Source organism: Methanobacterium lacus (assembly GCF_000191585.1).
Lineage (GTDB): Archaea > Methanobacteriota > Methanobacteria > Methanobacteriales > Methanobacteriaceae > Methanobacterium_B > Methanobacterium_B lacus.
Map to the genome: position 1 here is coordinate 1,354,819 of NC_015216.1, position 13,237 is coordinate 1,368,055.

The following is a 13,237-nucleotide window of genomic DNA, read 5'->3' on the forward strand; positions in this document are numbered from 1 at the left end:
TTTATGGAAAATATTTTAATAACATTAATAACTAAATCAAATCAATGTCTAGAAAAATATTGATTGTAGAGGACGAGGGAATTTTAAGAGTGGGAACTACTCTACAATTAATGTCACTTGGATTTGAGGTTGTTGGTCATTTTCAAACTGGTGAAGAAGCTGTAGATAATGTTGTTGATTTAAATCCTGATTTAATTTTAATGGATATTCAATTAGCAGGAAAAATGAACGGTATTGAGACAGTTAGGGAAATACAAAAAAAGATAGATGTGCCGGTGGTTTACTTATCAGCATATTCAAGCCATGAGTTAATTGAAGAGGCTGAAACTACTAAACCGTTCAGGTACTTGGTGAAACCTTTAGATGAGATGGAACTAAAATTCACAATAGAAACTGCCATTGATACATATCAAAGGCAAAAAAGGGTTGAGATTAAAGACGAAGTCTTGGACAATCTGCATGGGTTGTTGTATCGGTTCTTTGTTAAAGATAAAAAAGTAAATTTCATTAATGGCTCATCTGAATCTATAATTGGGCTAAGTGAAAGAGAATTAACTGATTTTGAAGGTCATTTTCTAGAACAGTTCATTATAGAAGAAGATCAGGAAAATGTATTAAACACAATGAATAATTCATTGAACTCAAAGGTTTCCTTCACAATGAACTACAGAATCCGAAATAATAATAAAATAAATTATTTCCATGAAATGGGTCAACCCGTCTATGGGGATGAGGGTGAAATTACTCATATCGATGGAATTATTTTTGATTTAAATACAGAACATTAAATAATCCTCTTTTCATTGCACTTGTTTTTTTATAATTACAACTATAACAAAGTTTATGGTATAAAAAATAAAATAAGTTAAAATATAAACCTTTATTCTATACAAATTTTTCAATAAAAATCAAAAACAATTTTCAAAATTCGTAATCAGGTGTAATCCATATGAAGAAAATATTGATAGTGGAAGATGAAATGATAACATCACTAGAAATGAGAATGAAAATTGAAAGTTGGGGATACTCAGTTCTAGATAATGTTAAATCATCGTCAGATGCCGTGGAAACTGCCATTAAAAATAAGCCAGATTTGATTATCATGGATGTGGTGCTATATGGAAATGAAGATGGAATAACAGCAGCCGAAAATATTCAAAAACATGTAGATATTCCTATTATTTATGTAACAGCATATTCCTCAGAAATGATCATGGAACGAGCCCATAAAACATCCCCCTATGCTTACATCATTAAACCATTCGATGACAATGAGTTGAAGTTTGCAATAGAGCTTGCACTAAAAAAACAAGAACTAAAAAAGGAATTTGATGAAAAACAGGAACTTCACAGCATCATATCAAAAAATCTTGGCGATGTGATATGGATCTTAGATCTGAAATCAGCTAAATTTAATTATGTCAGTGATTCAGTCGAAGGTCTAAGGGGTTACACTCCTGATGAAGTACTAGAACAATCAATGGAAGATGTACTGACCAAGGAATCCTATCAAAGAATAATGAAAGCTTTGCCTGAAAGGATTCAATCAATTTTGTCAGGAGACGAATCATTGAAAGTCAGCAAACACTTGGTTGATCAAACCCATAAAAATGGTTCTAAAATACCAACCGAAGTGGTGACATCTTTTCTGTACAATGAAAATGGAGAGGTAGATAGGGTGTTGGGAGTTACAAGAAAACTTGAACTCCCTACAAAATAAAAATTTTCTTTCGTTAATTTTAGTTTTGATAGATGTGCCTTAGACATGTAAGTTTAGTTTTCTCTTTTCTCTTTGAATTTAATCGTAAAAGTTGTTCCTGCAACCCTTTCAACAGAAATTTGGCCTTCTATTTGATTAACAAGAAGGTTCACAATGGTTAGTCCGAATGAATCTATGTTGTTTATATCAACATCTTGGGGAATGGTTTTTCCGTTATCTGAAATTTTTAGGATGTACTCACCATCATTTTCATGAAAGCTTACACTGATAACTCCCAATGCATCATCTGGAAATGCGTATTTCAGGGAATTTGAAACCAATTCATTGACAACTAATCCTACGATTAACGCAGTGCTAGAATCTAAAATAATATTGTCTAGATCTAGGATATATTTGATCTTGTCTGTTATGGAATAAGATTTTAATACCTCGTCCATGAGCTGGTTGAGGTAGTAGCTCAAGTTTATGGTTTCTAAATTTTTATTGCTGTAAAGTTTTTGATGTATGATTGCCATGGCCCTGGCACGATTTTTAGAGTCTAACAAAATATCTTTAGCTTTTTGATCTTCTACATGCTCTGCTTGGAGGTAAAGAAGGCTTGACAATGTGACTAAATTATTTTTCACCCTGTGATGTGTTTCTTTTATCAATAAATCCTTCAATTCCAAGGATTGTTGGTTTTTTTCTTGTGTTTGTTTTAGTTTTGTAATGTCCTGAGCTATGTGTGTGCTTCCAATAGGTTCGCCATCATTATTTTGTATAGGGCTGGTTGTTACTAAGAGCCAAGCATCGATATCTGATAACTCAACTTCTTCGGTGCACTGTTGATTATTTTTTAAGGTTTGAGAATGGGGACAAAAATCTGGTGGATTCTCTGTACCATGAACGATCTTGTAACACTTCTCCAGGATGGGATCATCCGGAATATTAAATGCCTGCTTCATACTTTCATTTATACGAACAATCCTATGTTTATCATCCAAGATCATGATGGGTGCTTCGATGGAATCAAAGATAAATTCCCATGCAATTTCTGGTATCGTTGGTAATCCTTCATTATTCAATTCAAAATCTTCCATAAACTTTGACCCCCCATTTTAATTATGCCATTTAATTGATATTCAGTATCCTCATAACAACTTATGAATAGCTGCATTTGAAAAATCCATTTTATTTAGAAAAAAATGGAAATAAAATATTCTAAAGATAATTTGGGTTCTACTCTTAAAATATTAATGAAGAACATGATCCGCTATTCTATTATAAGCATTAAAACAGCTCATTATCTCTAATTTATTTTTTCCTTACAAATGTATTTATTAATTCCATATTCCGTGATATATAGTTAAGGATCATCCCTTGATCTTATAAAAGCAAATATTACAGACAGTCAAAGAATCTTCAATAAATTCTTTTGCTCTTAAATTTCTAACTTGAATTATTTGCAGAACATCAGTAGGTTGGTCCAAGTTTAGTTAATCATTAAGAGTTCCAATAAATTTGTTTATCTGATCGTTTACACTGCACATCTCATTTAAAACTGTTCGGAACTGATCTTTAGATTCAATTAATCTTTCCTCTAATTTAGTTTGTTCAGCCTTTAATTCATTTATTTGGATGTCTTTCTCTGCCAACAATCCTTTATATTCTTCCACTAAATTGTTTAGTTCAACAATCTTCTGATGCTGTGATTTGGAGTCCTTAAATATCTTAGTGAAATTTGTTTCCAGTTTTTTAAGTTCTGTTTCGATGGTTTGATGTGATCCATAATTTTTAGCTTCAATGGACTCATCGAAGTTACTGACATTGTTAAATGTTCCAACAGACGAAACAGAGTTAGCTTCAGCACATTTGTCATTCATGGCTTCAACATTCTTTGGTTTAGAACTTTCTGTATCTGGATAGGATACGTTATTTTTCAGTGTATTTAAATTTCTATTCGTGTTCACATCCCCCTCTTCTTTGTTAAAATCAGTGAGATCTTTCCTTGAAGTTTTTTGGGTCATCAACTTTTCAAAATCTCGGTTAGATTTTAATTTGATATGTTTTTCAATTGATGATCTTAAAGTCTCATCTTCAGATGTTTTAGACACATAATCCCTATTTTGAATATTTTTAAGTCTGGCTGATAGTTCTTTATCGGTGCTTGAACTGTAATATATTATAGGGGTTTGAAGTTCAGAATCAATGAGTTCAGCTGTTTCAATACCATTTAATTTACCTTTAAGAGTTATATCCATAATAACAAGGTCAGGTTTGGTTTTGTGAAACTGTTTCACTGCATCTTGACTAGTAAAGGCTACAGGACTTTTGTATCCCCAATTTTCAAGTTTCACTTGTAAAGCTGTGGCTAGTATACCATCATCTTCCACAACCAATATTTTTCCAGGTATATTAATCTCCCCCTTTAAACTTTACAGATTATATACTACCAACTAATTTCAATTAAATGTAAATTAGTTGATATCATCTATAATTCACGTAAAAAACTTTTGAATTAGAATTTTTCATGTTTAGTATGTAATATTATCACTATAGATAATATAAAGAATCAAAATGCACAAAAGCACACATAATTAATGTAATTTATGCTCTATTATTTTTTTTAGAATATTTCCGAGAAGATTTATATAGGGTAGATGATGATTTAATTGATAATTACATGAAGGGATACTAAAATATGATTTAATGGCTGGATTAATAGGATGGTTAAAAGCTTAACAGCTCAAATTAATTAAGTAGACTGTAATATTAGATAAGGTTGATTAAAATCGTTATTTCAATTTAGCTTATGGAATTCAAAAAAGGATAAAAAAATAGTATATTAATTAGTTGATACTTGTTTGAATATACTATTTACAATGGTTTTAATGTCTTTAGAGTAGATGTAGTTGTAACCATTATTTATTAAATATTGATCTGGGTTAGCCAGTCCAGTAAATGAAGCAGGACTGTAATTGTCATCATGAGCTCGTTCTAAAAATGCTAAACCAGTTATTACCTTTGAAGGTGGCCAAAATATACTGTAAACAGATCTTGCACCCTTTATTTTTTTATACCAAGATTGACCCATTTCAAGAAGAGTTCCTGCATCTGCACCACCATAGATATCTACAATGAGTGCATTTTGTGGTACATTAGTATTTTGCAACACTTTCACGTGGGTGTTAGGACCTATTCCCATGTTGTAGGCTTTAATGCCCAGAGCTTTTAGTCCTGTTACTATGTTGTTTATTCTTGTGTTATCTGCGGTTTTGTTGTTTATATTGTCACTTGTTATGTAAACTGGCCTTGAGTAGTACATGTTTATCTTGAGTCCTTGGGTTGCGAGTATGGTCTGGAAGTCTGATATCATTACCTTCTTGGTACCATAGCTCACGTAGTTTGGAAGTCTGTGGTTGGTGTTGTAAAAATTCTGTGCCCTGGTGTATCCATCTTTGATCTGAGCAGAGGTTAATCCGCTAACAAGAGTAGTGTTACTGGTGGTTGTAGTTTTAATGGTTCCAGTTGTTGAACCCGATGCTTGAGCTGTTGAGGCTGCAGCACCTGCACCTATATTCAGGATCAGTACTAAAAATAAAAGAGCTGTGATGGAATATAATAATTTTTTCCTTATTGCAATTCCCCCGTTTCCCAACCAATCATTTATTACAATGAGGTTTGGTTAATTATTATTTACAACCAAAATATCATATAAATCTTTTTATTTTATTTTCCCGTAAAACAGCTTTAAATGACCTTGTTTCTAAAATAAAGCCCATATTAAAGAGTTGTTATTTCATTTAAAAATAGTAATAGTTGACTGGTAGTTATTTAAAATGACTTACAGTTATTTATATGGAAATAAGACACAATTAACACAGTCAACAACTTTAACCATCATATAGAAACCAAATCTTCAATCAGAAACTTCCAGTCAAGTTTAATGCATAAGTAAGCTATTGAAAAAATTTCTTCTAAAAACGAAAATTAAATGAGGATAATCAAATAATTTCTAGAAAAATATGAAAGCAGCAAATCAAAGTTTAGCCTACTTTCAATTTCATCGTAGTTTAGGATGTCAAAATCAAGTGGAATACTGTTTAGGAGGGATAGTAAAGAATGGTTTGTCCGAAGAAATATTCCATGAGTTCATGGAACCAGAATGAGATGTACCCTAGTTTTGGCAAGATTAGCATTTGATGGTTTATTTTAACTACCTTTGCAATCACAGCTTTGGGGTAGACTATTTCTGGATCCTCTTTTTGATTGTTATCACCCTTTAATGTATAGATATAACTTCCATTTACTGCTTGTTTATTTATTACCCTGTGAATTACTGGTTTATGGTCAAACCATGTTGCATTGTATACCACCACGTCTCCAACATCTATATTGTCGGTTTCGTAGTTTATGATGACAATGTCTCCCTTGTGAAGTAAGGGTTCCATACTTTCAGATGAAACAACATTCAAGTGTTGGGCCAGAACAATTCCAACTGCGAAGATACTGATCAGTATCAACATATCATTCCATTTCATATGCATCACCCATAATAGTTATTACTTATATTATAATATGTAATAATAACTATTAAAGGATTTCCAATTCATGATAAAAAAGGATGTGGCAACCAAATTTCATCTAAAATAATGTGCAAAGAAGGTCCACCATGATCAGCAAGTTTAAGAGTTGAAATAAAAAAAAGTTAAAAAGGAAGGTTATAAATAAAATGAACCATTCATACTAATTCTTTACCGGAATATTTTGTCTCCAGGGTGTAAATATTCGTATAAAAATTTGATGAATCCCGATGTGTTGGACTGGGAGTCCAAGATATTTTTAACGTCCAATATCTGGTGATCGGCCATGATCCTATTTTTAAGATGCTTCCCAAACTGGAGATATCCAGATTTTTTACCTGACATAAGGTCAGAGAGAAGGGTTAAGACTTGCGTATATTCCCTTGGAACACCCACTACCCACCTATCTTCTTCTATCCAAGCATTATCAGGGTACTTATCTAAAAATCTTTTCTGATGTTCCCTTATCCAAATTTTAGGTCCTAAATGTTTTTTAAGAACTGGTAGTTCCCAGACTTCAAATTCTATTAACATCACAGCTTCGTTGATTTCATCTGTCCAAGATGCACTTCCAAACACTTCAAAACCCTCAGACTCAACCATCCTAACAATGGAATGTTCGGTCTTTTTAATCTGCGGATAAACAGCATCTGCAGGTATGTTTGGAGGTTTGAATGTTATGAGTACAGTTTTGGTTTTTCTATTATTGAAGAGTTCCTTAAGGATTTCCTCATCCATTTCATGGGTTTTTTGTTTGAAGTAAGATTCATTGGGTTCTTGGTGGAAGTTCACTGCAGCCACCACGAATTCTGACATTTTCTGGAGGGTGAGTGCTGCGGCCACATTCCGGTTTGGATCAACGGGATCAACTGCTACCAAAGGATCCTTGAAGTTTCCCCCTGTTTGGTAGTTCATGAGATCGATTGTGTGGCCGTATTTCCAGTTAAGAGCCGCATTCTGGATGGTTTCTTTGAAGCTTCCGTACTCCAGTATCATGAGTTCGCAGAGGTACCCTGAAAATCCTCCCACCTTAAACTCTGAACCATAGGTGCCCACAGATTCCATGAACTTCTTGAGCAAAACAACTTCATCCTCCTGTTTAGGGGTCAAGTTGGCCTGAATATATTTGGTGTGGAGTAATGTTCTGTCAACAGCACTTTTAAGTTCCTTGTAGGATTTTATATCGTAACAGGGCACAAAATCTATGTAGTAATCATTGATGTAACCTGTTACATAGGGATGTGAAGCGTAGCGTTCCTCAGCTGCCCCTTCCATTTTCTTTATGGTTTCATGACCTATTTCAAGGCCGTACTTCTTTAAAAGTTTTGTTGATGTATCTAGTGGAAATTTCATTAGAATGTCAATGTCAGCATTTCCTGAAAGCCAAGTTCCCTTGGAAACAGAACCTACAAGTGCAGCTTCTACTTCAACACCCAGTTCTGAAGCAGTATCATTTATAACATTAACAAGATCTCCTGAGAGTTTCATTACTTCTTCATGTTCCTGTTTTGAGGGTTTAATTCCCTTTAAAATAGTATCGTAATCTAGTTCTGACAATAAACTCACCTTAAATATTAAAAAAATTATGAAAAATACAATGGTTCCTTACACTGCAATAAATTCATACCATACAAAAAATTATATTTTCACAAGAAAATATCGTGAAGATCAGTGTAAATAGGACCTACCGGAGTTAGTTCACTTTTTTTAAGTGTTAACCTATCTATGTTCATGGATCCTATCTCAATATTTTCTAGTTCCTTTACCAACGCACTGAGTTCATCCCTGTTTTTAGTTCCTTTAACACGTCCAATAGTGAGGTGAGGTATGTAGCTTCTTTCTTTGTTAAAGCCCATTTTTGAGAATTCCATGTCGAGTTCGCGTTGGACCTTTGAAAATGCACCAGGATGTTCAACACCCAGCCATACAACTTTGATGTAATCTGTGCTTGGAAATGCTCCCAATCCCTTGATGTTTATGTTGAATGGAGCGTAGTCTTTGATGTGTTCCTCTGTCATTTCCACTATGGTATCTTTCCTTTCAGGGGTAATATCCCCCAGAAATTTGAAGGTAAAATGAAGGTTCTCTTCTTCAACCAGTTTAATGTTGGAACTGACCTGTGCCAGCTGTTTTTGGATGTTCATTATTTTGTAGGTTAAGTTTGGATCTAAATCCACCGCGAGAAATGCCCTCATTGTTCGATCACCTTTTTGCGAGTTTTTTAATTCTTTCAAGACTTTGTTCAGGGGTTTCAATGATATTTAATAGATAAACATCGAGTTTGCTGAATACTTCCCTGAAGAAGTTGTATCTGAGTTTAAATTTTCTGTTGTCTTTTACCAGTTGATGGGGATTACAGAAATCCTTTTCTTCCATGAACTTCATGGCCTCTTCAAGTTCAAGCTTTTTAAATGGAGGATGGTTAGTATCTCTCTCAAGGAGTACAACTGACATGAGTGTAGAGCTTTCCCTACTTCTACCCTTAAATAGGGTGTTAACGTCTGCCAATCCTCTGCCCTTATTATCAAGCTTGACACGTTTGAGTTCATCTGTGAAGCATGTCCACACATTGATTATATCGTCTCTGATGTAACTATTTTTTTCAGATGCGTAAACAACAGTCGCATTTTCAAACAGTCTGGTGAAAAACCAATCATCAGAGATGTAATTAAAATCCTTGTTTTGGAGTAATCCATAGGTCAACGTACTTTTACCTGTACCTGGAGGACCTATAAGTGCTATGGCATGTCCTTCGTAGTCCACTGTTGATCCGTGGACCGAGTATCTCCTGTGTACAGAATGGTACTCTTCAAAGAAATCTGATATAACAGCCAGAGCTATGCTCTTAACCCATCCGTAGTAGTCACAATTTTTAATGATACAGGTTTTGGAAACAGTTTCGTAGAGAACTTCGAGTTCTCCCCCATCATCAACGGTGAAAATTTTGGCGTGGGGCCTTATATCTTCGTTCATAAATTTGAAGTTGTCTTCCCACTCTTCCTTAAAGTCATGATTGTCTGTTAATAATTTAACACAAGCCCCGTTTATATTGGCCTTTCTTTCATATCTGACTTTGCTTACAAGCTCGTCAAACATGTCATCCTTTGCTTGGGGTTCTATTAGTTTAACAGTGTATCCCGTCATGATTAGAATCACCTGTGTTTTGGGTTTTATCCAAATTATTAAGGATCAAACATTTTAATCATTAAATATAATTCATAAACTTTATTCACGGGTGGTGAAGATTTCTCCATCTTACTTCTCTATTATTGATTCTTCTATGGCCATTCCAAAGTGTCTGGCTGATTTATCTAAGTAAACCATGACCCTGTCCCCCACCTTGAGCTGAGCAACTGACACTGGGTCACCGTCTTGATTGATGAGTCTAATGGTTTCTGCATTTTGAAGCAAAGTCCTTACACTCACACCTTCATGTTCAGCTTCAACCAGCATGAGAGGTCTTTTCTCTATTTTAACACGTCCCACAACTGTTGTTTTGGTGTTTCCTTTAGAGTCAACCGTTAATACTTCGTCACCTGTTTCTATCTCTGATAGGTATCTGGTTTTGTTGCCAGGTGTCATTACATATGCATGTACAGGTCCAGCATTTACCCTGAAGGGTCTGCTTGCCACATATTCACTTTCTAATGATTCACTGTGAACCAAAAAAAGGCCCTTTGAGTAGGAGCCAACCAGCATTCCCTCGCCTACTTGCATCATGGAACAGGTGTCTACACATACCCTGTCTCCAGATCCAACTGGTTCAACCTTGGTAACGTTCGCTGCAACGAGTTGGTAGGTTTCAGAGTCTATTTTCTCTATGAATTCTGCAACCTTTTTTATCTGGGATATGTCGTTAGGAATTAAAAGAACACCGTCTGTACCGTATTCCAGTGTTTCAAGTGCAAGTTTGGCCTCATCAAAATCCTTCACAGCTGCTATGATCTTGACGTCCTGGCCTTGGAGTTCTGCTATGATGTTTTCAAGGGGTATGACAGTCCAATCTTTACCTTGAAGAACCAGATAATCTGCAGTTTTCCCGAGTTTACTTGCTAGTTCTTCGTGTTTTTTACTATTTATTTCCATGTAAGCCGCAACTGTACTGCCACTAGCTTTAAGGGCTGTTAAATCTGCAAGATCCTTGGAGTTGGATAGATCGTCGGGAATGGTTAAGGTTCCATCACCTTCTCCATTAATTCCTACCATGTGTATGTCTGAATCCTTTGTGTTGGACACTACGCTGAGATTTCCGAGTTTGGCTATTTTCTCTGGATCTTCGTAGTCTACGATGTGGTCAATTCCAGATTCAAGAGCCGCTGTTATTAACAGTTTTTTTTCGTCCCAGTTTTGTCCTTCTGCCTTAATCCATGCGAATTTCATTGGTGTTACCTTCTAAAAAATAATTAAAAAAATATAGGAGTTGATTCATGAATCTTTAGTTAGCTTGTGCCGTTTAGTATCTTGAGTGCATCTTCAACTTCCATGTTGTTATGAACAATTTCAGCTATGGCCCTGGTGGTTTTGCTAGGTGATTTAGCCTGGAATATGTTACGGCCAATTGCAACACCTGCTCCTCCGACATCAACAGAATTTTTAACCATTTCAAGCAGTTGTTTGTCTGTTTCTACCATTGGTCCTCCTGCTATTACAACAGGTACTGGGCATCCGTCAACAACCTCTTTAAAGGTCTGTGGATCTCCTGTGTAGTTGGTTTTTATGATATCTGCTCCGAGTTCTGCTCCTGCCCTTGCAGCTAGCTTCACCACATCTACACTGTGTTCGTTTTCTATCTTCTTTCCCCTTGGGTACATCATGGCTATGAGTGGCATTCCCCATTCATCACATGTTTCTGCAATGGTTCCCATCTGCACCAACATTTCAGGTTCCTTTTCTGAACCAATGTTCACGTGGACTGAAACAGCATCTGCACCTAGTTTCAATGCCTTTTCCACCGAGGTTACTAGCACCTTGTGGTCAGGGTCTGGTCCCACCGATGTACTTGCTGACAGGTGGATGATAAGACCTATGTCGTTACCGTATCCTCTGTGACCTTTGCCAACCATTCCTTTATGTTCTATTACAGCGTTTGCTCCTCCGCTTGCAACTTCATCAATGGTTTCTGCCATATCTATTATTCCGTCCACCGGTCCAATGCTCATACCATGATCCATTGGTACTATGACGCATCTTCCTGTTTTTCTGTTTAATATACGTTCGATCCTGATTCTTTTACCTATCATAAACATTCCATCCTTAACTTAATTTTGAAGACCAGAGTTTGAACTCCTTCAATCTTGGTGGTATCCCATCATTTCCTGATGATTCCAGCCATCCCTCTTGGGATTTAATCTCTTCTTCTGCTTGAGCTGAATGTATAAAATCTACTAATCCCCTATTTCTAATTATAGTTAAACGTGGTTTTAAAGTTGATGACCATATGAAAAATACCTTGAACACAGTGTCAGGATGGTATCCTCCTCCAAGGTCAACAGACAGTACGTCACATCTACCTATTTCTTTAATTTGTTTAGCAACCATTTCAAGGGTTTCATGAAGCCTTACATCGGCCTTGTAAAAATTTATATTGGAATTGTTTTCCTCTAACAATTTCATGGGAGTTATAGCTTCAGGACTGTTATCCAGTGCAATTACCCTTCCATTTGGTGAAAGCTCAGCTATTATAGCTGTTGAATTACCTACATGACATCCAAGCTCAACAACAACATCTGCTTTCTTAATATTATTTATTAACTCTTGCCTATAAACTTTGATATCGTAACTAATTTTTATCATATTTTTCCCCTTGAGCCTAGACTATTATTGGATTGGACCTGCAAATCTTAAAACAGTAACTACTAAAATTAAACGAAATCAACGAGTATTTGCTCATAATTTAAATAACTAAACCCAACATAATTAAGTATGACTGTTAAATATTTTTTGACTACAATTTACAGGTTTATTTATCATAGTAGTGGGGTGTAATAGGATGGATGAATCCAACAAGCAAGAGCTGGATGAAGAAATAAAAAAACTTCTCAATGAACGGAACGAACTTAACAACGATATCAGGAATCTAGACTGGGCCAAAATAATAAAACTCGAAAAGGAAAACGAAGAACTTCAAAGAAAGGTTGAATGGCTCGACAAAGATAAAAAACGAATGGAAAGAGAAAAAGAAAATCTCAACAGACAGGTATTAAATTCAAGACACAAAAAATGGTTCAACACTGTTAAAATGATCCTTATACTTGGCGTCATCGATCTTCTCATCATACCCCTCATCATCACCCTGCTGGGCTTGTCAATACTGTGGATATTTTTAGGAATTGGTGTGGTAACATTCTTTGGAACCCTGATAATTGCAAACTACATGTCTGGCACAGGACAGTTCAACTCAGGAGAAATAAGAAAAGCAATAACAACATCAGTTATAGTGGTTTATCTTATCTTCATACCCCTCATAACCTTTGGAAGTATACAGATTCCAAACGATGGAACAGTGAAGGGAATAGTCCAAAATTTCACATGGATAGTGGGTATAATAGTTGTATTCTACTTCATTTCAAGATCGATTGAAGAGTACGGCAAGGCAAAAAATGAAGAGTAAATAAGATCCACGTGGATACAGCTCCACATTTTCTTTTTTTTAATATTACTAGCTCTAGTTTAAAGGATTTTAATTGATTCTTTATTGGATATTATTTCTTAAGTATTCTTCTTGTTTTTCTGTGGGTTTACCTTCACATTTTTTCCATATTCCTTCTCAAGAAGGTCTGGTCTTTCTTTTTCTAGAAGATCTGCAGGGGCAACTTTCATCCTTTCTTCTTCAGCATCTGGAAACATTTCAGATTCTTCATCTAGAACTTCATCAGATTTGGGTTTTGTTTTTAGTTTTTTCCTTTTTTCTCCTTCATTTTCTCCATAGGACATGTGACCACCTTGCAAAAAATAC

Annotated in this window: 14 protein-coding genes; 3 read left to right on the forward strand and 11 right to left on the reverse strand. The window is 35.3% G+C overall.

Going from position 1 to position 13,237, the window contains the following annotated elements:
- Nucleotides 1-44: 44 nt before the first annotated feature.
- Both METBO_RS12750 and METBO_RS06745 read left to right on the forward strand, forming a co-directional pair.
- On the forward strand, nt 45-788 hold the full coding sequence (locus tag METBO_RS12750) for a response regulator (protein ID WP_013644942.1): 744 nt from the start codon (nt 45-47) through the stop codon (nt 786-788).
- A 161-nt stretch (nt 789-949) separates the two neighbouring features.
- Entirely contained in the window at nt 950-1,720 is a 771-nt protein-coding gene (locus tag METBO_RS06745; protein ID WP_013644943.1) for a response regulator, read from the forward strand.
- A 53-nt stretch (nt 1,721-1,773) separates the two neighbouring features.
- Here METBO_RS06745 and METBO_RS06750 read toward each other — a convergent pair whose 3' ends face one another.
- The 10 genes from METBO_RS06750 to METBO_RS06795 all read right to left on the reverse strand — a co-directional run bounded on the left by METBO_RS06750 (nt 1,774) and on the right by METBO_RS06795 (nt 12,075).
- Complete coding sequence (locus METBO_RS06750) at nt 1,774-2,799, reverse strand: PAS domain-containing sensor histidine kinase (RefSeq protein WP_013644944.1); 1,026 nt, start codon at nt 2,797-2,799, stop codon at nt 1,774-1,776.
- A gap of 396 nt (nt 2,800-3,195) precedes the next feature.
- Nucleotides 3,196-4,092 (reverse strand): response regulator, encoded by an 897-nt coding sequence (locus METBO_RS12755; RefSeq protein WP_227717261.1) that lies wholly within the window; start codon nt 4,090-4,092, stop codon nt 3,196-3,198.
- Nucleotides 4,093-4,544: 452 nt separating this feature from the next.
- Nucleotides 4,545-5,357: a pseudomurein-binding repeat-containing protein gene (locus METBO_RS06760; RefSeq protein WP_013644946.1), complete on the reverse strand. Its 813-nt coding sequence runs from the start codon at nt 5,355-5,357 to the stop codon at nt 4,545-4,547.
- Between the two features lie 445 nt (nt 5,358-5,802).
- Nucleotides 5,803-6,240 carry a signal peptidase I gene (locus METBO_RS06765; RefSeq protein WP_048186389.1) on the reverse strand — a complete coding sequence of 146 codons (438 nt, stop codon included), beginning with the start codon at nt 6,238-6,240 and terminating at the stop codon, nt 5,803-5,805.
- A 213-nt stretch (nt 6,241-6,453) separates the two neighbouring features.
- The gene (gene cca, locus METBO_RS06770; RefSeq protein WP_013644948.1) at nt 6,454-7,839 is read right to left on the reverse strand and encodes a CCA tRNA nucleotidyltransferase; all 1,386 of its coding nucleotides are present in this window, start codon (nt 7,837-7,839) and stop codon (nt 6,454-6,456) included.
- A gap of 89 nt (nt 7,840-7,928) precedes the next feature.
- Nucleotides 7,929-8,477 carry an RNA 2',3'-cyclic phosphodiesterase gene (gene thpR, locus METBO_RS06775; RefSeq protein ID WP_013644949.1) on the reverse strand — a complete coding sequence of 183 codons (549 nt, stop codon included), beginning with the start codon at nt 8,475-8,477 and terminating at the stop codon, nt 7,929-7,931.
- A 7-nt stretch (nt 8,478-8,484) separates the two neighbouring features.
- Nucleotides 8,485-9,426 carry a phosphoenolpyruvate carboxykinase (ATP) gene (locus METBO_RS06780; RefSeq protein ID WP_013644950.1) on the reverse strand — a complete coding sequence of 314 codons (942 nt, stop codon included), beginning with the start codon at nt 9,424-9,426 and terminating at the stop codon, nt 8,485-8,487.
- Nucleotides 9,427-9,537: 111 nt separating this feature from the next.
- Nucleotides 9,538-10,662 (reverse strand): 3-dehydroquinate synthase II, encoded by a 1,125-nt coding sequence (locus METBO_RS06785; RefSeq protein WP_013644951.1) that lies wholly within the window; start codon nt 10,660-10,662, stop codon nt 9,538-9,540.
- A 59-nt stretch (nt 10,663-10,721) separates the two neighbouring features.
- Nucleotides 10,722-11,522, reverse strand: coding sequence for a 2-amino-3,7-dideoxy-D-threo-hept-6-ulosonate synthase (locus tag METBO_RS06790; protein ID WP_013644952.1), 801 nt, complete (start codon nt 11,520-11,522; stop codon nt 10,722-10,724).
- 13 nt (nt 11,523-11,535) lie between these two features.
- On the reverse strand, nt 11,536-12,075 hold the full coding sequence (locus METBO_RS06795) for a class I SAM-dependent methyltransferase (protein WP_013644953.1): 540 nt from the start codon (nt 12,073-12,075) through the stop codon (nt 11,536-11,538).
- A 196-nt stretch (nt 12,076-12,271) separates the two neighbouring features.
- On the opposite strand from METBO_RS06795, the gene METBO_RS06800 reads away from it, so the two are divergent.
- Nucleotides 12,272-12,892, forward strand: a complete 621-nt coding sequence (locus tag METBO_RS06800; protein WP_013644954.1) for a hypothetical protein — start codon at nt 12,272-12,274, stop codon at nt 12,890-12,892.
- A 98-nt stretch (nt 12,893-12,990) separates the two neighbouring features.
- On the opposite strand, the gene METBO_RS06805 is transcribed toward METBO_RS06800, so the two are convergent.
- Nucleotides 12,991-13,215 carry a hypothetical protein gene (locus METBO_RS06805; protein ID WP_013644955.1) on the reverse strand — a complete coding sequence of 75 codons (225 nt, stop codon included), beginning with the start codon at nt 13,213-13,215 and terminating at the stop codon, nt 12,991-12,993.
- Nucleotides 13,216-13,237 lie beyond the last annotated feature (22 nt).